Origin of the sequence: Streptomyces kaniharaensis (assembly GCF_009569385.1) — a bacterium.
Lineage (GTDB): Bacteria > Actinomycetota > Actinomycetes > Streptomycetales > Streptomycetaceae > Kitasatospora > Kitasatospora kaniharaensis.
On sequence record NZ_WBOF01000005.1, the window covers coordinates 71847 to 96236 of the forward strand.

20 protein-coding genes and 1 pseudogene are annotated in these 24390 nt (G+C 70.5%); 11 read left to right on the forward strand and 10 right to left on the reverse strand.

Annotated elements, in window-relative coordinates; translation table 11 throughout:
• The first annotated feature begins 2 nt into the window (after positions 1 to 2).
• The 8 genes from F7Q99_RS36495 to F7Q99_RS36530 are packed head-to-tail and all read left to right on the forward strand — an operon-like array spanning position 3 to position 6749.
• A complete protein-coding gene (locus F7Q99_RS36495) occupies positions 3 to 896 on the forward strand; it encodes a type II secretion system F family protein (RefSeq protein WP_153470645.1) in 894 nt (297 codons plus the stop codon).
• On the forward strand, positions 893 to 1792 hold the full coding sequence (locus F7Q99_RS36500; protein ID WP_153470648.1) for a type II secretion system F family protein: 900 nt from the start codon (positions 893 to 895) through the stop codon (positions 1790 to 1792). The genes F7Q99_RS36495 and F7Q99_RS36500 overlap by 4 nt, the downstream gene beginning before the upstream one ends.
• Before the next feature lie 42 nt (positions 1793 to 1834).
• Positions 1835 to 2044 carry a hypothetical protein gene (locus F7Q99_RS36505; protein ID WP_153470651.1) on the forward strand — a complete coding sequence of 70 codons (210 nt, stop codon included), beginning with the start codon at positions 1835 to 1837 and terminating at the stop codon, positions 2042 to 2044.
• 46 nt (positions 2045 to 2090) lie between these two features.
• The gene (locus F7Q99_RS36510; protein ID WP_326847521.1) at positions 2091 to 2510 is read left to right on the forward strand and encodes a TadE family protein; all 420 of its coding nucleotides are present in this window, start codon (positions 2091 to 2093) and stop codon (positions 2508 to 2510) included.
• Positions 2507 to 2974, forward strand: coding sequence for a TadE family protein (locus F7Q99_RS36515; RefSeq protein WP_153470654.1), 468 nt, complete (start codon positions 2507 to 2509; stop codon positions 2972 to 2974). The genes F7Q99_RS36510 and F7Q99_RS36515 overlap by 4 nt, the downstream gene beginning before the upstream one ends.
• Complete coding sequence (locus F7Q99_RS36520) at positions 2971 to 3402, forward strand: pilus assembly protein TadG-related protein (protein ID WP_153470657.1); 432 nt, start codon at positions 2971 to 2973, stop codon at positions 3400 to 3402. The genes F7Q99_RS36515 and F7Q99_RS36520 overlap by 4 nt, the downstream gene beginning before the upstream one ends.
• A 6-nt stretch (positions 3403 to 3408) precedes the next feature.
• Positions 3409 to 6144, forward strand: a complete 2736-nt coding sequence (locus F7Q99_RS36525) for a LysM peptidoglycan-binding domain-containing protein (protein WP_153470660.1) — start codon at positions 3409 to 3411, stop codon at positions 6142 to 6144.
• Positions 6093 to 6749, forward strand: coding sequence for a bacterial transcriptional activator domain-containing protein (locus tag F7Q99_RS36530; protein ID WP_153470663.1), 657 nt, complete (start codon positions 6093 to 6095; stop codon positions 6747 to 6749). Before F7Q99_RS36525 ends, F7Q99_RS36530 begins: the two co-directional genes overlap by 52 nt.
• Positions 6750 to 7041: 292 nt before the next feature.
• On the opposite strand, the gene F7Q99_RS36535 is transcribed toward F7Q99_RS36530, so the two are convergent.
• Both F7Q99_RS36535 and F7Q99_RS36540 read right to left on the reverse strand, forming a co-directional pair.
• On the reverse strand, positions 7042 to 8115 hold the full coding sequence (locus tag F7Q99_RS36535; RefSeq protein WP_153470666.1) for a hypothetical protein: 1074 nt from the start codon (positions 8113 to 8115) through the stop codon (positions 7042 to 7044).
• A 330-nt stretch (positions 8116 to 8445) separates the two neighbouring features.
• Positions 8446 to 9903 (reverse strand): DUF2637 domain-containing protein, encoded by a 1458-nt coding sequence (locus tag F7Q99_RS36540; protein ID WP_153470669.1) that lies wholly within the window; start codon positions 9901 to 9903, stop codon positions 8446 to 8448.
• A 327-nt stretch (positions 9904 to 10230) separates the two neighbouring features.
• On the opposite strand from F7Q99_RS36540, the gene F7Q99_RS43515 reads away from it, so the two are divergent.
• The gene (locus F7Q99_RS43515; RefSeq protein ID WP_326847522.1) at positions 10231 to 11700 is read left to right on the forward strand and encodes a restriction endonuclease; all 1470 of its coding nucleotides are present in this window, start codon (positions 10231 to 10233) and stop codon (positions 11698 to 11700) included.
• 146 nt (positions 11701 to 11846) lie between these two features.
• Here F7Q99_RS43515 and F7Q99_RS36550 read toward each other — a convergent pair whose 3' ends face one another.
• The 8 genes and pseudogenes from F7Q99_RS36550 to F7Q99_RS36580 form a co-directional block, all read right to left on the reverse strand.
• Entirely contained in the window at positions 11847 to 12983 is a 1137-nt protein-coding gene (locus F7Q99_RS36550) for a hypothetical protein (protein ID WP_153470672.1), read from the reverse strand.
• Positions 12980 to 13633 (reverse strand): ParA family protein, encoded by a 654-nt coding sequence (locus F7Q99_RS36555; RefSeq protein WP_153470676.1) that lies wholly within the window; start codon positions 13631 to 13633, stop codon positions 12980 to 12982. Before F7Q99_RS36555 ends, F7Q99_RS36550 begins: the two co-directional genes overlap by 4 nt.
• 388 nt (positions 13634 to 14021) lie before the next feature.
• Positions 14022 to 14630 carry a hypothetical protein gene (locus tag F7Q99_RS36560; RefSeq protein ID WP_153470679.1) on the reverse strand — a complete coding sequence of 203 codons (609 nt, stop codon included), beginning with the start codon at positions 14628 to 14630 and terminating at the stop codon, positions 14022 to 14024.
• 378 nt (positions 14631 to 15008) lie between these two features.
• Positions 15009 to 17058 (reverse strand): annotated as a pseudogene (gene ligA / locus F7Q99_RS36565) (NAD-dependent DNA ligase LigA).
• Positions 17059 to 17564: 506 nt separating this feature from the next.
• Positions 17565 to 18815: a hypothetical protein gene (locus tag F7Q99_RS36570; protein ID WP_153470682.1), complete on the reverse strand. Its 1251-nt coding sequence runs from the start codon at positions 18813 to 18815 to the stop codon at positions 17565 to 17567.
• A 35-nt stretch (positions 18816 to 18850) separates the two neighbouring features.
• Complete coding sequence (locus F7Q99_RS36575; RefSeq protein ID WP_153470685.1) at positions 18851 to 19633, reverse strand: hypothetical protein; 783 nt, start codon at positions 19631 to 19633, stop codon at positions 18851 to 18853.
• A 14-nt stretch (positions 19634 to 19647) separates the two neighbouring features.
• Entirely contained in the window at positions 19648 to 19770 is a 123-nt protein-coding gene (locus F7Q99_RS42900) for a hypothetical protein (protein ID WP_268267721.1), read from the reverse strand.
• Positions 19771 to 20023: 253 nt separating this feature from the next.
• Positions 20024 to 20500 carry a DUF4265 domain-containing protein gene (locus F7Q99_RS36580; RefSeq protein ID WP_230211274.1) on the reverse strand — a complete coding sequence of 159 codons (477 nt, stop codon included), beginning with the start codon at positions 20498 to 20500 and terminating at the stop codon, positions 20024 to 20026.
• 1174 nt (positions 20501 to 21674) lie between these two features.
• On the opposite strand from F7Q99_RS36580, the gene F7Q99_RS36585 reads away from it, so the two are divergent.
• Positions 21675 to 22748, forward strand: coding sequence for a bifunctional DNA primase/polymerase (locus F7Q99_RS36585; protein WP_326847523.1), 1074 nt, complete (start codon positions 21675 to 21677; stop codon positions 22746 to 22748).
• A complete protein-coding gene (locus F7Q99_RS36590) occupies positions 22745 to 24292 on the forward strand; it encodes a DNA primase family protein (RefSeq protein WP_153470691.1) in 1548 nt (515 codons plus the stop codon). Before F7Q99_RS36585 ends, F7Q99_RS36590 begins: the two co-directional genes overlap by 4 nt.
• Positions 24293 to 24390: the final 98 nt, after the last annotated feature.

Here is a 24390-nt window from a genome sequence, read left to right on the forward strand (position 1 = left end):
CCATGACACCTGATGTCCTGCTCGCCGCTGTCGGCGGGACCGTTGCTGTGCTGGGGATTGCCCTGGCCGTGGCAGGTGCGGTCGGCACGAGTGCGCCGCCCGTGGCCCGGCCCGACGGCCTGTTGAAGCGGCGGCTGCGTACGGCTTCGGCGGGGCTGCGCGGCCGTGGCCGGTTCGTCCTCACGGCAGCCGGGATCGCCGGCCTGGCCGTGTGGCTGTTCTCCTCCTGGATGCTGGGCGGGCTGCTGACGGCGGCCGCCGTGGTGGGGATGCCGTGGATCCTGCAGCCCGGACGGGGCAGCAAGAGCCAGATCAAGCGCCTGGAAGCGCTCGAACAGTGGGTCCGGCGGCTCAGCGACATCCACACCGCCGGCACGAGTCTGGAGGCCGCGGTCACCGCGAGTCTGCGCAGTACCCCGCCGGCACTGGTTCCTGAGATCTCGCGGCTGACGTCGCGGCTGGGAGCCGGCTGGCAGCCGACGCAGGCCTACCGGGCCTTCGCGGCGGAGATGGACGACGCGACCGCAGACGCGGTCGCGGCGCTGATGATCGGCCATGTCGAGGACCGTGGGGCGGGTCTGAGCCGGGCGCTGGGCAAGCTCGCGGACCAGGTCGCCGAGGAGGTACGGATGCGCGAGAAGGTGGAGGCCGACCGGGAGAAGCCGCGCGCCAACGCGCGCTGGGTCGCGCTGATCTGCCTGGGCGTGTTCGCGCTCTCCGTCCTGTCCGGGAAGTACGTCCAGCCATACAGCACCCCGTTCGGGCACCTCTTCCTGCTCGGCTTGGCGGCGGCGTTCGCCGGGGTCCTGGTCTGGATGCGCCGCATGTCCCTGTCCAAGCCCGCACCCCGGTTCCTCGCCGCCCCGGCCGCCAGTCGAGAGGGTGAGACACGATGATCGCCAGTGCGCCCGCCATCGCCGCGGGCATCGTCACTGGTCTGGGCGTGGCCGTCGCCATCGCCGGGGCGACCCGGGCGCGGCCGGACCTCGGCGACGTGCTGCGCCGGGTGGACGCCCGTCGCCTGGAGCACTTTGAGCCGCGGCCCGCTCGGGTCGCCGACTCGGTGTTGGAGCGTCTGGGGGGCCGGCTGCTCGGGCAGGTCGGGGAGGGGCCGCTGCGGCTGCCTCGCCGGGACCTGGAGCTGCTGGGCCGCACGCCCGCGCAGCACGTGGGGCAGAAGATCGGCTTCGCCGTGTTGGGTCTGCTGTTCCCGGCCCTGGTGCCCGCGGTGGTCACCCTGGCCGGGGGCAGCCTGCCGTTCACGGTCCCCGCGCTCGTGGCTCTGGGGCTGGCGGCCGTGATGTGGCTGGTGCCCGATCTGAACGTCCGTGAGGAGGCTTCCGAGGCCCGCCGCGAGTTCCGGTTCGCCGTCGCCTCCTACCTGGAGCTGGTGTGCCTGGAGCGCGCCGCGGACGCGGGCCCGTCCGAGGCGCTGCGCAAGGCCGCCGCGATCGGTGAGGGGTGGGTGTTCACGCGGCTGCGGGACGCGCTCACGCGGTCCGAACTGGGCGGTCTTCCTCCGTGGGAGGGGCTGCGCCAGCTCAGTGAGGAGCTCGGTGTGCCTGAACTCGGGGCGCCGGCGGACATCATGGCCGTCGCCGGGGAGGAAGGTGCCTCCGTGTACACCACGCTGCAGGCTCAGGCTGCGAGTCTGCGCGGCTCCCTCCTTGCCGAGGAGCAGACCCGCGCGAACATCACCTCCGAAAAGATGATCGTTCCCGTGACGGCACTCGTCCTGATCATGTCCCTGTACATCGGCTATCCGGCCATCGCGCAGATCATGGCCGCCTGACCGCCGACTTCCCTTCTCTTCCTCTTTGAAAGGACCTTCGTCATGTCCGAACTTCCCGACCCCGTCACCCAGTCGTTCATCGTGTACATGCGGCACCAGCTCTACCGCCTGCGGGCCGCCCGCTCCAGGAGCGACTACGGCGGCATGTCGATCGAGACGGCGATCATCGTCGGTGTTCTCGTTCTGCTGGCCATCGGCCTGGGGACCTTCCTGTCGACCAAGCTGACCGAGAAGGAGGGCGCCATCAAGTAGCGCCCGCCCCCAGCGATCCCGTCATCTCCGGATACAGGAGCAGTCAGTGCCCACACCACGCCCGGCCCCCCGGGCCCGCCGAAGGCCCCTACGCCGCGGGCCCGGCGGGGACCGCGGCGCGGTCAGCCTCGAACTCGCCATTGTCTTCCCCGCCGTCATGCTGCTGATCTTCACGACCATCCAGGCGGGCCTGTGGTACCACGCCCGCAGCGTCGCCCTGTCCGCCGCCCAGCGCGGGGTCGAGCGCGCCCGCGTCCAGGGCGCGACGATCGGTCAAGGCACCTCGGCGACCAGCGACTTCCTCGACCGGGCCGGGTCCTCCATCAGCGACCGGTCCGTGACCGGCAGCGACGGCGCCACCGTGCGCATCGACGTCAGCGGGACCGTCAGCACCTGGATCCCCGGGCTCAGCCTGCCGGTCCACCAGCACGCCTCCGCCGCGCGCGAGCGGGTGACCGCACCATGACCCTCAACCGCTTCCGGCGGCGAGCGGTCGCCCGGCGACCCCACGGCGACCGGGGCAGCGTCAGCCTCGAACTCGCGATCCTCGCCCCGGTCCTGATCGCGATGCTCCTCACCGTCGTGGCCGCCGGCCGCGTCCACCTCGCGCACAACACCGTCGACGCCGCCGCACGCAACGCGGCAAGGGCAGCCTCCCTCGAACGGGACACCGCCTCCGCCCGCACCGCCGGCAACCGCGTCGCCCAGCAGACCCTCCAGGACCAGGGCCTCACCTGCTCAAGCCTCAGCGTCGACGTGCCCGCATCAGGCTTCCAGGCCCCCCTCGGCACGCCGTCACACATCACGGTGACCGTCCGCTGCACCGTGGCCCTGGGCGACGTCGCACTGCCAGGCCTGCCCGGCAGCACCACCGTCAGCGGAAGCTTCACGTCAACCATCGACGCCTACCGGGGAAGGCCCGCAGCATGACGACCCGCACCTGGCGATCGCTGCGTTCACGGCGGCGTGCCCGCAGCGACCGGGGCAGCATCTCGCTGTTCGTCGCCGTCTCCGCCGCCACCATCATGCTGCTGATCGCCTTCGTCATCGACGGCGCCGGCAAACTCAGATCGCTCAACCACGCCGAGTCCGCCGCGCAGGAGGCCGCCCGCACCGGCGCCCAAGCCGTCAACGCCGGACAGGCCATCTCCGGCGGCGGCATCACCATCGACCGCAACGCCGCCCAGAACGCCGCCCTCTCCTACCTGCGCAGCGCCGGGGCCACCGGCACAGTGACCTGGGGCGCCGGCGGATCAATCAACGTCGCCGTCACCGAGACCTACCACCCCTACTTCTGGCCCGGCGACATGACCGTCACCGGGCACGGCAGCGCCACACTGATCGTCCAGGGAGGCTGACCCCCCATGCCCCGCCAAACCGTCTCCCGCCTCGGGGCAGCCCTACGGGGCCTGCTCTCCCTCGCCATCCTGCTCGCGCTACTCGGCGCCGTCCCGTTCCTGCTGTGGCGCACCGGCGCCCTGCCCCACCAGCTACCCGACTGGAACGACGTCACCACCGCGCTGACGAGCCCGGACAACGGCAGCCTCTTCCTGGGCGCCCTCACCCTGATCGGCTGGGGAGCCTGGCTCTCGTTCATCTGCTCCACCGTCATCGAGGTCGTCGCGCTGCTGCGCCGCCGCCGTGCCCCGCGCGTGCGGGCCCTCGGCGCCACCCAGCGTCTCTCGGCAGTGCTCGTCGCCGGCGTCGCGCTCCTCCTGCCCACCACCGCGTTCGCCGCCTCCCCCGCAGCCTCCGCCGCGCCCATCGCCGCCACCGCCCCCGCCACCACCGCGACCAGCACCCAAGACGCTCCGTCCGCGACCCCCGAGGCCTTCAAGGGCCCGGTCCACGCCGTCGTCTCCGGCGACACCCTCTGGGACCTGGCCCAGCACTACCTCGGCAACGGCACCCGCTGGCACGAGATCGCCGACCTCAACCCCCAGATCAACTCCGCCGACCTCCTCCCGGTGGGAGCGACACTGCGCCTGCCCGCCGACGCCAGCCCCCCCGCGGCCCCTGCCACCACCGCGCCCCCCACCCAGACCAGTCCGGCCGGCCAGCACACGGTGACGGTCCACCAGGGCGACACGCTGTCGCAGATCGCCGAGCGGGAACTGGGCGACGGCAACCGGTACCCGGAGCTGCTGGAAGCGACGCGGGACGTCGTGCAGCCTGACGGCGCGCACCTGACCGACGCGGACCGACTCTTTCCCGGCAACGTGGTGGTCGTCCCAGCCGCCGCCGCCCCCGCGCAGCCCGCCGCCCCGACCACCACCGCGCCCCCGGTCCAGGCGCCGGCACCGGCCGCCCAGGCGCCAGCTGCGCCGCAGACCCCTCCTTCCACCACCCCGGTACCGCAGCAGAGCACCCCGGCCTCCCCGACTCCCTCCCCGAGCGCACCGGCCGCTTCAGCACCGGCAGCCCCTGCCCCTGCTGCTTCTGCCCCAGCCACGGCGGACACCGAACCACCGACCGCCCCGGCACCGGAGCACAGCGCCCCGGCAGGCGAAGCCCCCGCTGCCCCGCACGGCGGCGACGCGAAGGAGACAGCCAGCAGCGAGGCACCGGTGTCGGCGCAGGAGATCGGAGGAATCGCCGCGCTCCTGGGCGCCGGCGTGCTCGCAGTGATCGCCCGACGGCGGCGAGCCCAGCAGAACGCCCGCCGCCCGGGCGAGACCATCGCCATGCCCGAGGACACCACCCAGGCCGAACAGGTCCTGGACCGCACCTCCTCCCCCGGCTCAGTCGACCTTCTGGACCGGGCACTGCGCACCCTGGCCCACGAGCACCCCGACGTCCTGCCAACGGTGCGCGGAGCCCGGGTCACGGCCGACCGGGTCGAGATCCTGGTCGACGATTCCGACGCGGAGCCCCTGGCCCCGTTCACCGCCCGCTCCGGCGGCTGGTGGAGCGTACGCGCCGACCGCGCCACTCTGCTCAACACCGAGGAAGCCCGCCAGGTCCCCGCCCCCTATCCGGGGCTGTCCACGATCGGCACCGCCGACGACGGCACCCTGCTGCTGGGCAACCTTCCCGAGTTCGGTGTGCTGCTGCTCGACGGCGACGAGACGAGCGTCCGCGAGGTCGCCCGGGGGATCACCATGGAGGCCGGCACCTCATTGTGGGCCGATCACATCGAGGTGCTCAGCTGCGGGTTCGGCCTGGAGCTGCAACAGCTTCTGCCCGCCGGCCGCGTGATGTACTCCCCCAGCCTGGAGACCGCCCGGGCCGACCTCGCTCGCGTCCTCATCGAGGCGCACCAGGCGGAGCACGAGGGCGGCGAGCCGCCGCAGCCGTGGTTGGTGGTCTGCGCGACTTCCCCCACCCCGGACGAGCTGTACGAGTTCGCCGACCTGCTCGGCAAGGCCCGCGGGCTCAAGGTCGCCGCTGTCCTTCCAGCCGCCGGGGCCCGCGACCTGTTCCCCGACGCGACGGTCCTCGACGCCTCGCTGCCCCAGGCCCAGCACATCGACGTGCTGGGCTCCGCCGCGCTTCAGCGCGTCACCGACGAGGCCTACCGCCAGCTCACCGCCACAATGACGACCGCCTCCAAGCCCGCCAAGGCGGCCGTGGGCGCATGGACAGCCGTCCCGGACCCGGACCGTCCGCACCGCGGCCCAGCCGCGATCGACCTCGCCGGGACGCGCTCCCACCTGCTTCTGCTACCCGAGCCCGACCAGACCGACGACCAGGAGGCGAACGTCACCACGACCGCGCAGCCCGAGACGAAGACCGCCCAAGCCACCGCAGCCGATAGCGACCTCGCCGGCCAGGTGCCCGCTCCGGACGCCGCCTCCACCGTCACCGACAGCACCCCGACCAGCACGGCGACCGGCCCCGGCCCCGGCTCCCCCGCCGCGGACCCGCGCGCCGCGATGCTCACCGGACCGACGCTGACGAAGAACCAGCCGGTGGTGACCGTCGTCCGCGAACACGACCCCGCCCCCGAACCCGCCGCAACCGCCCCCAGGTCCAGGTACTGGGCCCGCTGCGCATCACCGGCCTGGGCGACACAGCGGTGCCACCCAAGCTGTGCCTGCTCGCCGCCTTGCTCATCTTCAAGAACGAACGCGACTACGGCAGCATCGCCAGCCACATGAACCCGGCCCGGCCCTGGGCTCCCAGGTCGATGGACCAGGAGATGTCCCGGCTGCGCGCCCACCTCGGCGTGGACTCCCAGGGTGTGCCGTACCTGCGCCCCAAGCCGCGCGGAGTCCAGCAGTACTCGCTGAGCGAGGAGGTAACCGTCGACTGGTCCGACTTCCTGCACCTGGCCGAGCGAGGCTTGCCCCACGGCCCGAATGGGGTGCGCGACTTGGAGGCCGCGCTGGCACTCGTTCGCGGCAGGCCCTTCGGCGGCGCCGGCACCCACTCCTGGGCCGCCCCGATCGCCCAGACAATGATCAGCCGCATCGTCGACACCGCGCATGCCGTCGCCATGCTCCGCTGCCGGGACGAGGTCCTCGACATCGACGCCGCCAGGGCCGCGATCACCATCGGCCTGGACACCGAGCCGACCGCCGAGGTCCTCTACCGCGACTGGATGAGGGTCGAGCACCGCGCCGGCAACGTCGCCGCCCTGCGCAGCGTCATCGACCAGGTCCGCCAGATGGCTTCCGACTGGGAGTTCGACCACATCCAGGACGACACCGAGCTGCTCATCACCCGCCTGACGACCGGCCGTGGAACCGTCCAAGGTCTCTGAGCTCAGGGCTGCCCCAGGCCCGGCCACTGGAGGGTGGTCGGGCCTCGTCCATTTCCGAGGCCCGGTCCCCGCCCGGACGGTTCGGCTGCGGCCCGGCCGGCTGCACGCCCCGAGTGCCACAGCGGGCTCTCCAGGTCGCGCCCGACTGGCCACCACCCGAGCGGAGCCGGTGGTCTTCCTCCACGAACGCATCGCGGAGAAGGCCACCGCCGCCGGTTCCGAAGAGCGCCTGCTCCTGGCCGCCGCCTCGATCGGCTCGCGGCGACCGCGCCCGAGCTCCTGCGGCGCTGCGTCAGGTCAGGTCGTCCGGTGCTGCCAGTGCGGGACCGAAGTCGCTGCGGGCCCGGGCGAGGACGGCGTCGGACGGGCCGCCCGGAGCACACCAGGCGGCGAGGTCGCGGGCCTGCACGAGGAAGCGGCCGGGGTGGACCTCGGTGACGGTCCAGGCGGACAGATCCCGTACCCGGTCGAGGTGGGCGCCGGTCAGCAGCTGGAGGGCATGGACGTCGGGCAGACGCCGGGCCCACAGCGGATCGTTGCGGTACAGGGCATGAACGGGGATGGCCGGCAGGGGCCGAGCACTGTCCGCCCAGCCGTAGGCCCACTTCGGGGTCATGTCCGCGAAGGCGAACCGGGCCCGAGCGGCGTTGGCCAGGACGGCGTCCCGCGCCCGGTCAATCAGGTCCTCCCACCGGGCGGCAGGGTCGTGGGCCTGGTAGACGGCCAGACCGTCCTGCTGAGCCCACACCCGGGTGGCCCGCGGCTCCAATGGGTCGAGGTAGGCGAGGGTCGCAGTACGGCTGTTCGCCAGCGACCTGGCGAGGTGCTGCGCGACGTCAGCGGAGGAGTCTCGCTGGAGCACGGATCCGGCGGCGAGGTGGGCCTCGCCACCACCGCGCCCGGCCCAGGCGTCCGCCTCCCGGCACCAGTTCTCGGCGAAAGGCCGCTCGGTGAGGGGGTGCTCCAGTGCGATGAAGGCGCCCGCCCTGGGTTCCCGGCCAAACCGGAACCAGTAGGGCGGCATCACCGCGGGGGTGGCACCGACCCGGCCACCAAAGCCCTGCTGTTCGAGTGTCCGGGCGAAGGCGCCGAGCCAGGCGGTCAGGGAGTCGGGCCCCCAGTAGTCCTTCAGCGAGACGTCGACGCCAGCCAGGGTGAGGGCAGGGGCCTGGCCCCGCATCGTCCCCCCATTGCCGTAACTGTTGGCCGCACTCGCTGCCTCCTGGACTGCGGCAAGCAGCCTGGCATCTCCCCCAGCGTTCTGATGCTCGGGCACGTACTCGATGTGGCAGCCGTCGTAGCCGCGCTCTTCCAAGTCCCGCTCGATCGACCCGTGGTCGACCCGGACTCCCCCCGTGGTGGTCATGATCAGGACTGTATCGACGGCTGGTGACATGAGCTCCGGACCCTACGGACCAGTCAAAGTCGCGAAGCTTTGACGCCCGGCCGCGCTCGGCGGGAGGGTCGATCCGTGACCGATGCCGCGGAACAGCAGCATGCCGGCGCCGACCTGCTTCCGGCCGACCCGGCTACGGCTTTCCCTTAGCGTCGAGTCCTCGCTGGCGGGCCCGGCGGCCGGGCTGCCGAGAACTGGTCGGTGTTGGTCCGCCACGAACGCCTCACGCCGGGCCAGCCCCCGAGCCGGACCGCCTTCGGCGCGAACCTGGACCACGTACGGGTGGTGAGCATTCGAGCGCTATACCAGGGTGCCCTCCAGGTCGAGACTCTGCTGCGTCGGGGCCGGAACCAGCTTCTGGAGCGTGGGGGTGTACCGGCGGACGGCGTGCCAGCTGGGCGGGCCATCCCCGGCCTTGTTGCTCTTGTATCCGCGCTCGTGGAGGTAGTCGGCGAGCTCCGTCTCCTTCGGGCCGAACTTCGGGTGCCGCCCGAACTCGGCGACGAATGCCTGGAAGCCTTCCATCCAGCCGGCCGGGATCTCGGTCGGCTGGAGGGAGTCGTCGGTCGGCTGGGTGACCACCGGCCCGGTGGCAGCGGTGAGGGCTGACACCCGCGAGCCCGGAACGGCCTGCGGGGGTTGCACCGGCTGCTGGTCCCATTGCTCGCCGTTCGCTTCCGTCTGCGCAATGCCAGATTGCGCACCGGCCTCGGCGGCGGTGTCCCGCGCAGAGCCGACGCGCAGAAGATCGTCGTCGTGAGCAACCGCAGCCAGCCGCTCCGGCAGCTGCGCAACGACGAAGGCCTCCTCGACTGGCCCGGCCTGAGCTTGCGCAATACCTTGCGTATGGCCTCTGACCTGCGCAAACCCGGGAATCGACTGCGCAGGAGCAGGCTGCGCAATCTCTGGGGCGGGGGCATGCGCAATGGCTGGCTGCGCAAGATCGCCCTGCGCAATCGGTTCAGCGGCCGTGTGCGCAATCGCCTGACGCTGCGCAATGTCGGCGCCCTGGACCTGCGCATGATCATTGGGGCTGCCCTGGTGCCGGTCGTCGGTGGGGGCGTTCTGCGCGTAGTAGGCCAGGAGGCGGTCCATCGGCCCGGCCTCGATGCCCGCTGCCTCCAGGCCCGCCTGGTAGGTCACCTCGATCGGCACGCCGAGGTTGGAGAGCTCCAACGGCAGATATGCCGCAGGCGGCAGAGAGCCGGCTCTCCGACGCCGCGGCTGCGCACCTGCGAGCAGGGTCTTATAGGTCAGTCGGGCCTGCTCGCCCTGGATCGCCGTGTCGATGCTGCGGATCTCCCATAGCTGCATCCGCCGCCACAGGCCCCAGGTCTGCCCCGGCGCCAGGATCCACCGCATCAGCCGGATCTTCTCGATAGACCGGTCCGAGCTGAGCTCGGCCAGACGCGCGATGGCGTGACGGGCGGCCTCGCTGATGATGACGAAGAGCACCGGGATGACGGCGTGCATGCCTACGCCGAGCGGGTCGGGCCAGGACGCGCTCGCGTTGAAGGCGATGGTTGCGACGGTGAGCAGCCATGCAGTGGGGCGCAGCAGGGGGAAGGGGATGCGCAGCCAGGTGAGGACAAGGTCGAGGGTGAGGAGGACGATGATCCCGGCGTCCACGCCGATCGGGAAGATTTTCGAGAAGGCGCCCATGCCCTGGCGGAATGCGACGTCGCGGACGGCGAGGTAGGACCCGCCGAGGCCGATCGTGGCGATGAAGAGCGCTCCGATCGCGACGAACCCGATCATCCACCAGTGGATCTTTCTCAGGACCGGCCGGGCCACCGACTCCCCCTTGCTCGTTGACTAGTCAAGGGGGTCAGCTTCCCACGGGAGACTGTCAGGGTCACAGTGGCATCGGTGGTAGCGGGTCGTCGTGGGTCCGCACAGCCGTTTTGGATGCTGAACGTCAGATGTTCGTGACGCTGCGCAATGGCGCTACCCGCGGCTGTATCCCCAAGGATCTTGTCCCGTCATCGCCTCTGCGCGCCCGATGGGGCTCTCAGGCGCCAGAACCCGGAGGATGACGCCCCAGTCCCTCGTTAGGTTGTCGGTCTTCCCAGGTAGCCTCCGTCGGTGATCATCGACCGTTTCGCCGCCATCACGCCTTCGCGATACCAGCGAGCCGATCTGAAGAAGCAGATGGGCTTGGAGATCGCGTCGGCGAACGCCGATGATCTGCTGGCGGCGTGGCTGTGGGTCACGGAAGCCTGGTTCTGCCGGGACTGGGCAGATCAGGCCGACAGTCACGCCGCTGCCGCATGGGAGGCGTTTGACGACATCTCCAAGCGGCGGGCCACACCGTGGCCTGCCACCGGCGACAATTGGGCTCCGGCCAGCGTCCGGGAACACGTCCAGGGCGCTCTCGACGATGCGCTGTCGCGGCTACGCACGCTCACATCCGACTCCGACTTGCTCCGGAAGCGGGCACGGGCTACGTGGAAGAGCATGCGCGACGAAGCTGGGCTCGACCCGGTCACCTTCTTCCCTAGCCAGGGGGAGCGCCGCAGGTCACCGGTCGAGGACGCTGCCGAGATCGGCAGTCGGCTGGAGCAGGCGCGTCAGGACTTCGCCGCCGTAATGAGGGATCTACGCGATGTGGTTCATGGTGCCGCGCTGGAGGAGCATGCGCGGCGAGAGCACTTGGCCTCCGCCGTGCTCCCTCCGGAGGCGTCATTCGTCCGGAGCGTTCACGCTGCGGCCAAGGACCACTGCCGCCGCATATCGGAGGAGGCCCTTCACTTCAAGCGCGCTGAGATCCGGGCCCGCGGCCGGTGGCCGGCAACGCCGGCGCCGATCTCGCTCTCCGGAGTCTCCGCTTGGTACCCGGTGCAGTCCGCGCTGGCGGGATCCCTGAGCCAGGAGGCGGAGGAGGCCGCGCGGCTGGCGGACCGGGCCGACGAGTTGTGGGACGAGCTGGCGGAGGAATCGGGCCTGCTGGCGGTCCGGCACCCTGGTCGCCCGGGCGGGCTGGCCCGCTTCGCCGAGCTCGCGGCCCTGTCTCAGGAGGTGGCCGCAGCAAAGAGCCGGGTGGACCTCTCCATCCGCCAGCACAGCAATGCCCTGCACCCGCTCGCACTGGCGGCCAACCGGAGATTCGACTGGTCGCGGTCAGGGCTGTCCATGACCCACGACGCGATACGTGGTCTTCACCACCGGGAGTTCGAGCGCCTGACGGCAAGACTGCTGGCCCGTGACGGATTCACCATCGAGCAGGCCTTCGGCGGGTCCGGCGATCTGGGCGCCGACGTCATCGCGCTCTCGCCCCGATCGGGCCGGCGCTTCGTCGTCCAGTGCAAGCACACTTCGGGAGACGGCAAGGTCGGCACTCCGGACCTACAGCGCTTCAAGGGAACGGTGTGGGATGTACACCGAGCCGATGTCGCCCTGATGGTGACCAACGGCAGCTTCTCCCGCAAAGCCGCAGTCTTCGCCCAGGAACACAACATCACCCTGCTGGGCAAGCGGGAGATCGAGCGGTGGGCGGGCGCCGGCGACGCGCTCTGGGACCTCCGCCCGCTGCCCGCGTTCGATCAGGCCTGGTGACGCGTGCGGCCGGACAAGGTACTGCGCCTTGACGGGGGGTCCGGCCGAGGATGCCGCTGCCCGGCGCAGCGGTCCAAGATACGGCGAAGGCCCGGCGGGCGCCGGGCCTTCGTGCGGGTCACCCAAATTTGGGTGACCCGGGCTGTTCAGATAAGGGATTCCGCTGACTCGGCAATGTGCCGTGCAGCAGCGGAGATCGCTTGCAGGGTCGCCGGAGTAGCCTCCAGCAGATCGTCCGAGAGTGTCTCTGCGGCTTGGGTGAGGCTGGTCAGCAGAGCGAGAGCCCGGGCCTCGTCGAGGACCTCGGCCTCGACGGTCTCGATCGTCTCCGTCTCCTCACCCCCCTGGACGGCAGCTTCGCTGGCCCGCTGCTCCTGCGAGGTGTCACCCAAATTTGGGTGACCGCCAGCCGACCGCTCCCCAGCGTTCGTGCCCTCCGCCGCCTGCGCGTCCGCCTTGGCCTCCGACGTACGGTCGTCACCCAAATTTGGGTGACCGCCGGTCGTGTCAGCTTCCCTGGATTCCACCTGCCGGTCGCGGGGAGCCGGGGCGATGGCTCGGACTGCTGCCCCGAACTGGGCGACCGGCAAAGGGTCTGTTTCCTTTGAGAAGCGGTCGACCATCGAGGTGAGGGCGGCTGCCGTGACCTTGAGTCCCAGCTCGTCCGCGTGCTCGCGCAGCCGGGTGTAGGCGACGGCGAGGTCATCGACGTCTGCGGTCTTGGTCAGGGGGAGCAGCGCCCGGATGTGGGAGGCCGGCACGGCTTTCCTCGCGGTGTAGGCCGTGCCGATCGCTGCTGCGAGGGGCCACTCCTGGATCTGCCGGTTGACGTCGGACTCGGACTCGCCGATCTCTTCCTCGCAGTAGGCGGCCCAGGTCCTGCCGCCCTCCCGGTAGAGGCGGCGGTTGCGAACCGCGTGCGCGGCTTTCCCCTTCATCCAGGCGGCCTGGTTGGCGTGGCGGAAGGCACGTTCGCACTGGGCGAGGTCATGTCGTTCGTCTGCGGTGAGATCGCCGGAGGCCTCGATGAGGTCTGGCTCGGGGATGAGGTCCGGCGTCAGGGGCTGAGGCCTGGTCGCGGTGCCGTGCTGCTGGGCAGGCACGAAGGTGGGCGGGGTCTCCGTGGTGGTCGCGAGTTCCTGCCCGGGGGGCGGAGCGTCCGGCCCACCGGCGTTGCCATCGGCTCCGGACGCCGCCTCTTGTTCCTTGCGCTCGCGTTCTGCTTCTTCCCGCTTGCGCTGTCGCTCTTCGGCCCTGCGCTTCATGTTCTCCGTGTGGCTCACGTCAGCAGTCCCCGGGACTCCAGCTCCAGTACGAGAGCGCCGAACGGACCCTTGCTGGCCCCGATCACGGGAAAGCCGACGGCCTGGGCGAAGGCCTCAGACCTGGGGATCGTGGTCGACAGCACGTCCCATCCTTCGGCTTCCATCTCGGTGCGGTAGTTCTTCGACGACTTGGTGTTGGGGACGGTGCGGTTCAGAAGGACTACCGCCGGGGGCGCCTGGCCATCGGCCCGCAGGGATGCGGACCTCTTGATCATGTCGGCCAGGGTGGTCTTGTCGACGGGCTCGACGATGCGCTCGAAGTCACCTGCGGTCGGCGCCATGTGAAGGATCACAAGGTCCGCGACGCGGAGAACGGAGTCGGTGATGTCCGGGTGGTTCTCGCTGTGTCCGCAGTCGACGATGCCGACCACGTCTTCCGGCAGGACGTACTCCTTGTGGAAGCGCGCGGTGGCCAGCTTGTCCACGGGGAAGGAGAAGTCGCCGTTCTGTGCCCACTGCCAGAACTGCTGTGAGTGGTCGGCGTCGAAGCCCTTGACCTTGCGGCCTTGCGGGGCCTTCTTCGTTTTCGTCTCCTTAACGGCGTGGGCAAGGAGACCGGAATCAGTGGTCTTGCCACCGGTTCGGGGGCTGACGTTGGCAATGAGCATGGGACGACCCTAGCGGCGCCCCGGTGCGCGCTTCTCACCCACTGTCATGATTCTTTGCGCATTTCCCCCCATACATCCCATTTTCGGTGGTTCATGTCTTGTGGAGTCACCCAAATTTGGGTGACTCCACAAGACATGAACCACCAAGACGAGGAGCGGAGTGCTGGCCGCGACGACCAGCAGGCCCTCGCCCGGCCCCGGCGCTCTACGACGGCCGAGCCTTCGATGGGGTGGGGCGGTACCGCCGAACCTGACGCGCGACAGGTCCCTCGCCGCTGCGCCCGCACGCTAAGCCAGTGCTGTCCCCGTGGCCGCCCGGTGGCGCCGGAGTCTCCGCCCGCCAGCGGCCCCGACCGCCGCGCCTGCCTGCTCCAGGCTCACATCGGGGTTACGCCGAGACTGCCGGAAGCACGCTGTCGTCGATGCGGAACTCGATTCCGGTGCTCTGCCCGGAGGGTGCCTCGGGGTCGACCATGGAGACGAACTGGGCGAACTTCGAGTAGAGCGTCCGGCATCGAGCCGAGTCCACGAGGTCCGGGCCGGCCGATCCGGTGCGCAGGGTGTCCAGGATCCTGGTCAGGTTGTGGCCAGAGAGGATGACGGACTGCATGCCGTCCTGCTGTTTCTGGATGCGCCCCTCCCGGAGGTTGGGGTTGACCGTGAACGCCTTCGTGTAGATGCTCGCGGTGTTCGGCCCGCGGAAGTCCGAAGGGTCGTGGGTGCACTTGATCCAGGTCGCCTTCCAGTGACCGAAGGCGCAACGGGCCACGAAGGTCCAGGTGTCCTCGTGGCACACCAGGGTCAGGTAGGAGACGCCGGCTGCGAGTTTCATCGCGGCGTTGTGCTCGTCCAGGCCAACGGTGTTGGCTTCGAGTACCGCTTGGCTGGCCTGGCGGTCCTCCTGTTGGAAGCGCTTCTCCTGTTCCCATCGTTCGCGTGCAATGTCGCGCTTGAGCTGTTGGTTCGCCTCGTACTGCTCTCGCCACGCTCGGAGCACGGAGCCCTCCTCTGCTTGTCAGCCATGTCACATCATGCGTCGTGTTCTTGACGGAGGGTAGCGGGTCAAGCTGCCTGCTCGTACTGCTGGCTGCCCTGGCCGCGGGCACGGTCGGGTCCATGCAGTGGATACCCTCGGCGCCCGACGGCCTCCGGGTGAAGCTGCGGCCCGCTGAGTGGGCGGCTGGCCTTGCTCCGGTGCCTGTCTCGTCCCCGCGCTCGGAGCTCCTGAGGCCGTCCGGCCCGGGTCGATCTCCGCGTTCACCGGTGCCCGCGGACGACCTCGGTGGGGGAGCGGCGGCGGTCAGTCTGCTCGTGTTCTGGCGGATGCGGGCACGGTGCGATCAGCCGACGCGCGGCTTCTGCTCGCACTGGCGGTCTACGCCAGGTAGTCGGCTACCAGCGCAGCGAACTCCTCCGGCGTGCTGACCGGCACCCCGAGCTCCTCGGCCTTGGCCCGCTTGGAGCCGGCCTTGTCTCCGGCCACGAGAATGGTGGTGCGCTTGGAGACGGACGACGACGCCTTGCCTCCGGCGCGTTCGATCAGCTCGTTCATCTCGTTGCGGGTCAGCTCGGCGAGCGGGCCGGTCATGGTCCCGGTGACGACGACGGCCGCGCCCGCCAGCGGCCCGGCTACCGCGCTCTCCTGTTCCGAAGCAGCGCTGGCCGAGGACGCAGCGGGCGCCTGCGGGGCGGTGACGGCGGTGCCCACGCCCTGGGCCGCGAGGCGGTCCAGCAAGGGCGCGAGCTCGGAGAGTTCGGCGACGATGACACGGGCCTTCTCGGCGCCGATGCCGTCGACCTGGGCCAGGGTGTCGGCATCGGCGGCGCGGATCGCGACCATCGAGCCGAAGTGGGCGGCGATCCGGCGGGACATGGTGCGCCCGGTGCCGCGCACGCCCAGCGCGCAAAAGACCCGGTTGAGCGGGCGGGTCCGGGCGGCCTCGATCGCGGCAAGCAGGTTGTCAGTGCTGGTTTCGCCCATCCGCTCCAGGCCCAGGAGCTGCTCGCGGGTGAGGGTCCACAGGTCTGCGAGGTCGGCGACGAGGCTGGACTCGACGAGCTGGACGGCGCGCGTGCCGCCCAGGCCCTCGATGTCGAGCTGGTCACGGCCGACGGCGTAGCTGATGGACGCCACCAGCTGGCAGTTGCGGCCCCGTACGCAGCGCCAGCGCTGTTCCTCGCGGTTGATGGCATCGCCGCAGCGCGGGCACAACTCCGGGAAGACGATCGGCTGCTCGGCGCCGGTTCGTTCGTCGACCAGCGGTGCCTGGACGCGCGGAATCACGTCGCCCAGCGCGCAGGACGAAGACACGGTCCCCGACCATCAGGCCGCGCCGGGTGATGTCGGCCGGGTTGTGCAGCGTCGCGTAGGTGACCGTGACGCCATCGATGACAACCGGCTCCAGGACCGCGCGCGGGGCGATGATGCCGGTGCGCCCGACGTTCCACTCGACGTCGAGCAGCCGGGTGACCTTGTGCTCGGCGGCAAGCTTGCGGGCGACCGCCCAGCGCGGTGCCCGGGAGCCGGAGCCAGCCTCCTGCTGGTCCGCCGAGGAGTCGGCCTTGATGACGACGCCGTCGATGCCGAACGGCAGCTCGGAGCGGAGCGCGGCGATCTGGTCGACGCGCTGCTGGACCTCATCCAGGGTGGTGCAGCGCAGCGGGTGCGCCGCCGTGCTCGCCGCGGTGTTGGCACCGAGGGCGGCGAGGCGCACGAGGAGCGCGGCGTGGTCAAGGTCGCCAGCGCCCACGGCTGAGTAGGCGAAGAAGGTCAACTCGATGCGATAGGGACGGTCCTTGGCGCGCAGGGTTCCGGCGGCGCCGTTGCGGGGGTTGGCGAACGGGGTGGCGCCGTGGGCGGTGCGCACCTCGTTGGCGCGCTCGAACTGCTCGCCGGTGAGCAGGACCTCGCCGCGCAGTTCGACGTCGACGGGCTCGGCGAGCACGGCGGGCAGTCCGAGTACGGCGTCGGCGGCGTGGGTGATGTCTTCGCCAGCGAGGCCGTCGCCGCGGGTGATCAGCTGCTGCAGATGCCCGGCGCGGTAGCGCGCGGCCACCGCTAGGCCGTCCAGCTTGGGCTCCACGCACCACGCGGTCACCGGGCGGCCCAGCCGGCGCTCCAGCCCCGCCGCCCAGTCCGTCAGCTCCTCGGCCGAGAAGACGTTGTCGAGCGAGAGCATCGGCACGCTGTGCGGCACGTCGCCCTGGGCCGCGCCGCCAGCCACCTTCCCGGTGGGGGAGTCCGGCAGCACCTCGTCCGGGTGAGCCTCTTCGTAGGCCGCGACGGCGCGCAGCAGGGCGTCGTACTCGTCGTCACCGAGCGGTGTACCGCCGTCGGTGTAGTAGGCGGCGGCCGCCCGGACAGCGGTAGCAACGGCGTCGGCGTAATCGCTGGAGGAGGAGATGACGGGTGCTTCATCGGTCATGCTCGGAATCATGCCGGGTGCCACCGACATCGCGGCTCACGGCTCGGTCCTGGGCATCGTGACCGTGTTCCCGGAGACCGCTGCAGGCGCCTTCCATGCGCAGGATCCGAGGCTCGGCCGCCGGGCGGCCGGGCAGGGCCGGGGAAGATTGCGCAGCGCAATCGTCTCTGCGCAGGGGCCGTCTGCGCAGTGATCTTGCGCAATGGCCGTCTGCGCAAGGGCCAGCCGGTCATTGCGCAGGCGGGCCTGATTCGACGTTGCTGCTGGTCAGGCGTGCGCATAGCGATGCGCAGAGGTGGCGCTGGTCTGCGCTTGGCCGCCCCTCGGAGTGGCTGGCTCTTCTGCGCAGGAGCGGACCTGGTCGGGGTTCGCGGTGACCTGGAGACGGACCAGGCTGTGCTTCCGGTGTCGCCGCCGGGTTCCCGTTGCCTCCGCTGCGGGGGCGTCCGGACGGCGGTCGGCCCGCCCGGAGCAGGGTCTCCGATGCGGGCGGGCCGTGGTGCTGCTCAGGGCTGGTCGGCTGCCTTCCGGCCGGCCCGGGACAGCAGGCTCAGGTACCGGGCGAGGCCGGTGTCTGGCGCGGCCGCTGACGTCCCGGTGAGCAGCCAGCTCTCCCAGGACGTGGCGTCGGCCAGGGCGTGGGGCGGGACACCGAGGCGGCCGAGGGCTCCGGGGTAGGCGTGTTCGTAGGCGGTGTTGTACGCCGCGGCGATCTCGGGTTTGGCGATCATCCACGGGGCCGGGCAGTGGTTGATGCGCAAGGCGGCGGTGTGGGTGCTGCGCTGGACCTCGCCGTGGAGTAGGCCCCGGTCGATCAGGCCTTGCCAGCGGTCGGCGTCTGTGATGGATCCGGCCGTCTCCAATGGGGTAATCAGGGCGGTCTGGGTGGCGAAGATCCAGGGCATGCCGAGGATGCGGAACAGGTGGGTGCGGTGCGCGCCACCGCTGTTGAGGTTGTAGACGGGTCCTTCGGGGCCGTTGATCGTGATGAGGTCGACGGGGCCTTCGTTGTCGAGCAGGTGGTAGCGCAGGAAGTCGGCCAGGTCGCTGTCGGGTTCGGCGAGGAGTTCGGCTGCGGCGCGGGGGATCCAGGATGAGGAGCGGCCGTAGCCGGAGCGGTGAATGCGGCCCCAGACGGGGTCGGCGGCTTCCACAATCGCGGCGGTGCGGACCCAGCCGCAGCTGGCGGCGCTGCACCACGGCTGCTCGCTGGGGTTCAGGTGGTCATCCAGTACGGGGACTTGCGGCTCGGTGACGCGGATCCGGGCGGCGGCTTGTTCGACGTAGTCGGGGATGGCTTCGGTGTCCCACTGTCGGCGCAGGTCGGCGATGGCGGCGGTGAGGGCGGCGAGGGGTTGCGGGTCCTGCTCGAAGGCCGCTTCCAGCTGCTCGTCGTCCAGGTAGGGGTAGAGCGGCTGCGTCAGGGCGTCCATCGGGCCGCCGTCGTCGACCGGCGCCAGCGCGGGCTGCCGGCGAGTGCCGTTCTCGAAGGGGGCGAGGACTTCGGAGACGGCCCAGGGGACGGCGACCCAACCCATGACGGGGGTGCCGTCGGCGGCGGTGGCGTGGACGGTCCCGTCGTCGTCCAGGCGCACCGTCCACGCCCGCCCCGGTTCGGTTCGGCCCGAGGCCCGGGCGGGGAGGGCGGCGGCCAGGTGGACGCCCTGTGCCCGGGGCGAGCGCGCAGGGGTCATGCTGTCGAAGACTTGCTGCGCGATCGCGGTCAGGGCGCGCTTGTCCATCTCGAACGGATCCACGGGTGTTCCCTTCGGTACGGGTGGGTTGGAGGCCTTCAGCGCCGAATCGGCGGGTCCTCGCTGGGTCCATAGGCGCGCAGTTGTGGCGGGAGGCCGTCGGGGCGCCGCCACCACACGTCGAGGCCGCAGGCGCCGAGGGCGACGGGCAGGGCCTGGCGGACCGCGTCTTCGACGGCGGTGCGCAGGTTCCAGGCGGTGCCGCTGGTGGCGGCCGCGAGGCGGCGGGAGGGGTTCCAGCCGAGGTCGGCGATGCCGGCAGTGTCGTCGTCGACGTCGAGGGGTGGGCACGGTCGGAGCGTGATTCCCGGGTCGCCGGGGTGGGTGGCAACAGGCAGGCCGGCGAGGGCGGCGCTGCGCCGGACGGCTGTGGTGACGTCGGGTCGGATGCCGGAGGCGATGGGCTGGGGTCCGGAGGGGCGCGGGCCGGGCAGGCCGGTGAGTTCGTGGGGGAGGGGCACTGCGGCGGTGACCCGGACCTCCCAGAGTTGGAAGGCCCGTGCGGCGGTGGTGCCGAGGTGAGGGAGGAGCACGGTCAGGGCATGCTGGACCGTATTGACGACGAGCTGCTGGGCGTAGTGGGCGGGTTGCCGGTGCTGCTCGGTGGCGGCCGCGGCGGCCAGACGCCGGGAGGGGAGCCAGTGCAGGGCGATCAGCCCCCGGCAGGCGTCGTCGTCGTTGAGGGGCTCGGCCGGGCGCACGTGGACGCCCGGTCCGTGGCCGCCGTGGGCGATGGGCAGGCCGGCCAGGTGCTGGGCATCCATCACGCGGTCGGCCAGCACCGGGTCGAGCCGGACCCTGCTGGTCGTCGGGGTGGACATTCGTGAGGGAGTGGTCACCGGCGCTGGCGGAGGTCGGGCACCTGCACGAAATGGGCGAGGAGGCTGTCGGCTGCGGTGGCGTTGCACCGTCCGACGTCATTCTGCAGCTGTGCGAGCCGTACGGACACCTTGTCCACCCGTGCCTCTCCATCCGTCGAGAGCGACTCCGGCCGCTCCGCCGAGAGGGTATCCATGGGTACTGACAGTTCGTCGTCAAATTCGGAAAGTGACTCCCGCCCAGTTCGCTGGGCGGCTGGGTGCCCGCACCAGGGGAGGACCGGCCGGGAGCTCGTTGACTGCTCCCCCGCCCGAGGGCGGGGGAGCAGTCAACGATGCGATCCAGCAGCCGGGCACGCCGTGGACGCGTCCCTGGCCAAGGAAGGCACGGAGTCAGGCGTTCCACCATTCCTCGGTGCCACAGCCGACCTCGTAGTGCCACCAGCCCTCGTCTTGCCCTTGATTCAGCAGAGCCTTGATCCCGGCGAAGTCCGCGCCGGCCGGTGCGTTGAAGGCCACCATGGGGAAGTCTTCGCTGAAGACCTCGCCGCCAAGGCAGAAGGCTGACAGCCCCCGATACACCGCCTGGGGACTGCGTCCCAGCGGCCCGGTGGGAATGGGCACGACGCGAACCGTGCAGTTGCCGGCCGAGCTGACCCGACCGACCGCCCAGTGCAGCCCATCGGTGTCGGTCTGGAACCGCACAACGTCGCCTTCGGCCACGCCGTCCTGGAGGAATGGGACGTTCTCAATGGTGGCCGTGTCGAGGCTGAGTCTTGTCGCCCATAGCCCTTCCGTGTCCTGAGGGAACCAGCCCTCACGCGGGATGAACCGGAACCAGACCTTGATCTTCTCGACCGCGTTCTCCATAGCGGCAATCATCTGCGGACCGCCTTGCAGCGGATCGAACGGGGTCCGAACTGGGCGATCAAGCTTCATTGAGACAGACCAGCGCGCCGAGACGGGCGCGCTCCCGTTCAGCCTCGGTGAGACGCGTCGAACCTCGCTGAGACAGGTCGGAACGCAAGAAGGGGTGATCTTCTGGTGCGCAAGCGCATCAAAAGTCCAGTGGGAATGGACTTCCATCCCTTATCAGTTGCGGAACGGAACAGCCTGGCTCGGGCTGGCACGGGCACTCCAACGAGCCCTCCCGTGCTCGCTTCATCCCGCGTACGGAGAAGGTGCTGCTTCGGGCTCGCCACAGCAACTAGGGACCACAGCCACCTCTGCCAAGCGTGCCGGGACCGGGCGGCAACAACAGGATCACTGCGGACCATGCCGCCCGGCCCCGGGTGGTTCTTCGGTCCCTGCCGCTCCACAGTCCCCGCTCGCCCGGTGGATCCCGGACGAGCGGGGAGGATGCGCGTCTCCGTCCGCTCAGGGTTCAGTCCCTGTGCTGCAGATCTTTTAGTCCCTGTGCTGTTTTCCCAGGTCAGAGCCATGGTGGCCGCATTGCAAGGGACTGAAGGGACTCAGTTTTCCAATTATGAGCGGAACTCGTTACGCGGTGGGTCCTGTTCGTGCGTGGACGCGCGCGAGACAGCCACATACGAAGGATCTGGTCATAATGGGGATTCTCAGTCCCTTCAGTCCCTTTCCATGGGTGCGTATGCCGTCTGACCTGGGAAAACAGCACAGGGACCGAGCAGGGTCCAGCACCTTCCGCCCGCCCGCGCCAGGCCCTGGCATGTTGCCCCGCGCCAGGCCCGCTCCAGGGACCGGAGGGTCTGGAGGGACTGAGTTTGAACATCGGGTCAGCTGTGCGGCGTGTCCGGGCTCTGCCCGGGCGATCGCCGATACAGTTCGGAGAGTCAGTCCCTTTGGTCTCTCTCAAAACTGGGCAGAGCGGCTGACTTCGAGGCAAACTGGCCCTTCTGGCCGTCACCTGGGGTGGTACGTGATGGAGGGGCAGCAGCGGGGATCTGTACTGGCTCACGCTAGGCTCTGCTCATTCCAGAATTCAGTCCCTTCGGTCCCTCCGGTCCCTGGCCGCCTCCTGGTGGCTGCGTGTCCCAGCGGGCCGGGCTCCAGTGAAGGACAGAGCGTGCGCACCGAGCCGAGCGGCACTGCCCCTGCGAGGCCCGCGCGCGGGCTCGCGGTGGCCCGCTGGTGCGCGGCCCAGGGCTGGCCCGTTCATCCGCTCGCACCGGGCCGCAAGACCCCCGCGGGCAGCTGCGAGGGCTGCCGGCAGGTCAAGGACGATCCGCGAAAGTGCCCCTGCATCAAGCAGGGCCGGTACTGCCACGGTTTCCACGCCGCCACCACCGACCCGCGGCTGGTCGACAGTTGGTGGCAGGAGGGCCCGGACTTCGGGGTCGGGGTCGCATGCGGCCCGGCGGACCTGATTGTCATCGACGTTGACGCACATACCGACGCGGTACCCGACCGATCCCTCCTGCTGCCGGGGATCCGGATCCCCTCACAGGTCAACCTCGATGGTCTGGCCTCCGGATACGACACCCTCGCCCTCCTGGCCGCCTACCGCGGCCAGCCCGACCCGGCCCGCGACACCTCGACCCTGAGGGTGCGCACGCCGTCGGGCGGCCTGCACATCTGGTACCGCAGCACCACGGCTTTCCGCTGCTCCGCAGGATCCAGCTCCAGAGTCGCCCTGGCCTGGCAGGTGGACGTCAGGGCCCACGGCGGGTACATCGTCGCGCCCGGCACCCGGACCCCCGCAGGCATCTACCAACCTGTCGGCCCGGCCCGGCTGCCCGCCCCGCTGCCGACCTGGCTGGCCAATGAACTCGCCCGTACGGGCCACCGGATCCCCAGAGCTGACGAAGGCCCGGTCCCTGCCGCAGCAGTCCCCGCCCCTGCGGGAAGCCGCAGGCCCCGGGCCGCCGCGCACACCCTGGCCCGTTTGCTGCAGGAAGTCGCGGGCTGTGCCCGCGTCCCCGAGGGCGCAGGCTTCACCGAGAAGCTGAACAGGGCCGCCTACACGGCCGGGGGCCTGGTCGCAGCCGGCCACCTCGGACACGGCGAAGCCGCCGCAATGCTGCGGGACGCAGCCCTGACAGCTCGCCCCCAGCAGGCACGCCGGATTGAAGACCTGATCACTGCTTCGCTAGCTGCGGGCGCGCTGCGCCCGCTCCACCTCGAAGGACGTCGTTCATGAGCGCCGCCGACACCCCGCGCGGGTTCGACGCCGTTGCCGCGGCCCAGGAGATGCTGGAGTTCGAGGAACAGCTCGTCCCCGCTGCTCCCCTTCCGGCGCAGAAGGGTGTCAAGGCTCCGGTCGTGCGGCAGGAGGATGGTCTGCTGCCGCACATGCTCACCGACCGCGGCAATGCCAAGCTGTTCATCCGCCTCTACCAGGACACCTTCCGGCACGTCGAGGGGCTGGGCTGGTATGAGTGGGCGGGCTACCGGTGGAAGCGCGGCGCGGAGAAGGCGGCGTTGTGGGCCGCCGGGGAACTCGCCGAACAGATGCCCGACAGCGACCCCACCCTGGTGTACACCGACCGGGAGGTCGCTCTCCATCGCAGGCGTACCAGCTCCACTGCGGGGATCAAGGCGTTCCTGGAGCAGGCCAAGTCCTCTCCGGCCCTGTCGATGGCCGCCGAGGACCTGGATAGCGATCCCTGGGCGCTGTGCACTCCGGCCGGGGTGGTCGACCTGCGCACCGGCGAGCTCCACAAGCCGTCCCCGGCCAACGGCTGTCACTCCCGGGCCACCAGCGTGGCTCCCGAGGACATGCCGACCCCCCGCTGGACCCGATTCCTCGATGAGACCTTCGGCGACGACGAGGCCGGCAGGGAGATGATTGACTTCCTGCACGTCCTGCTCGGCTACTCCACCACTGGTGACGTCGGCGGCCAGGTCCTCCCCTTTCTCTACGGTCATGGGAAGAACGGGAAGTCGGTCCTGCTGGACGTCATGCTGCAGTTGCTCGGTGACTACGCCGACGCCGCTCCGCCGGGTTTTTTGATGGATCGAGGGGCCTACAACGAGCACTCGACCGAGCTGACCGAGCTCCACGGTCGGCGCCTGCTGGTGTGCTCCGAGCTCAAGTCCACCGACCGCTTCGACGAGGCCCGGGTCAAGCTGCTCACCGGCGGCGACAAGATCAAGGCCCGCCGCATGCGGCAGGACTACTTCTCGTTCCTGCCCACCCACCACCTGTGGCTGCTCGGCAACCACAGGCCCGAGGTCACCACCGGCGGCTTCGCGTTTTGGCGCCGCATCCGCCTCGTGCCCTTCGAGCGGACCGTCTCCGACGAGAACAAGATCGACAATCTGGCGATGGAACTGGTCCGCGACGAGGGTCCCGGGATCCTCCACTGGGTGGTCCAGGGCGCCAGCCGCTACCACGACCTCCGTGAACAGCGGCAGGCCGGCGCCGGCCTAGCTGATCCGCTGGAAGGCCCGGCCCGGGTGCGGCTGGCCACGGACGCCTACGCCACCACCGAGGACACCATCGGCCGGTTCCTGGCCGAGTGCTGCACCCGCGAAGGCGGTGAAGCGGAGCTGCGTGTGGAGCAGGGCCAGCTCTACGCGGCCTACGTGAACTGGTGTACGTCCGGTGAGGGGATCCGCCCCACCAGCAACCGTGCCTTCGCCACCCGCGTCCGGACCGATCTCGGCCTGGCAACCCCGAACGACATGGTCAAGAGCAACGGGCGCAAGTTCTATCCGGGGCTTGGTCTCCTTGTCGACTGATCGCATCCCCGCTCCGACAGTCGGCGGATCCACCGGGAAACCGACCCGGCCCGTCTACATCCCGCAGGCCCGTCCGCCTTACGATGCAGACACCACCG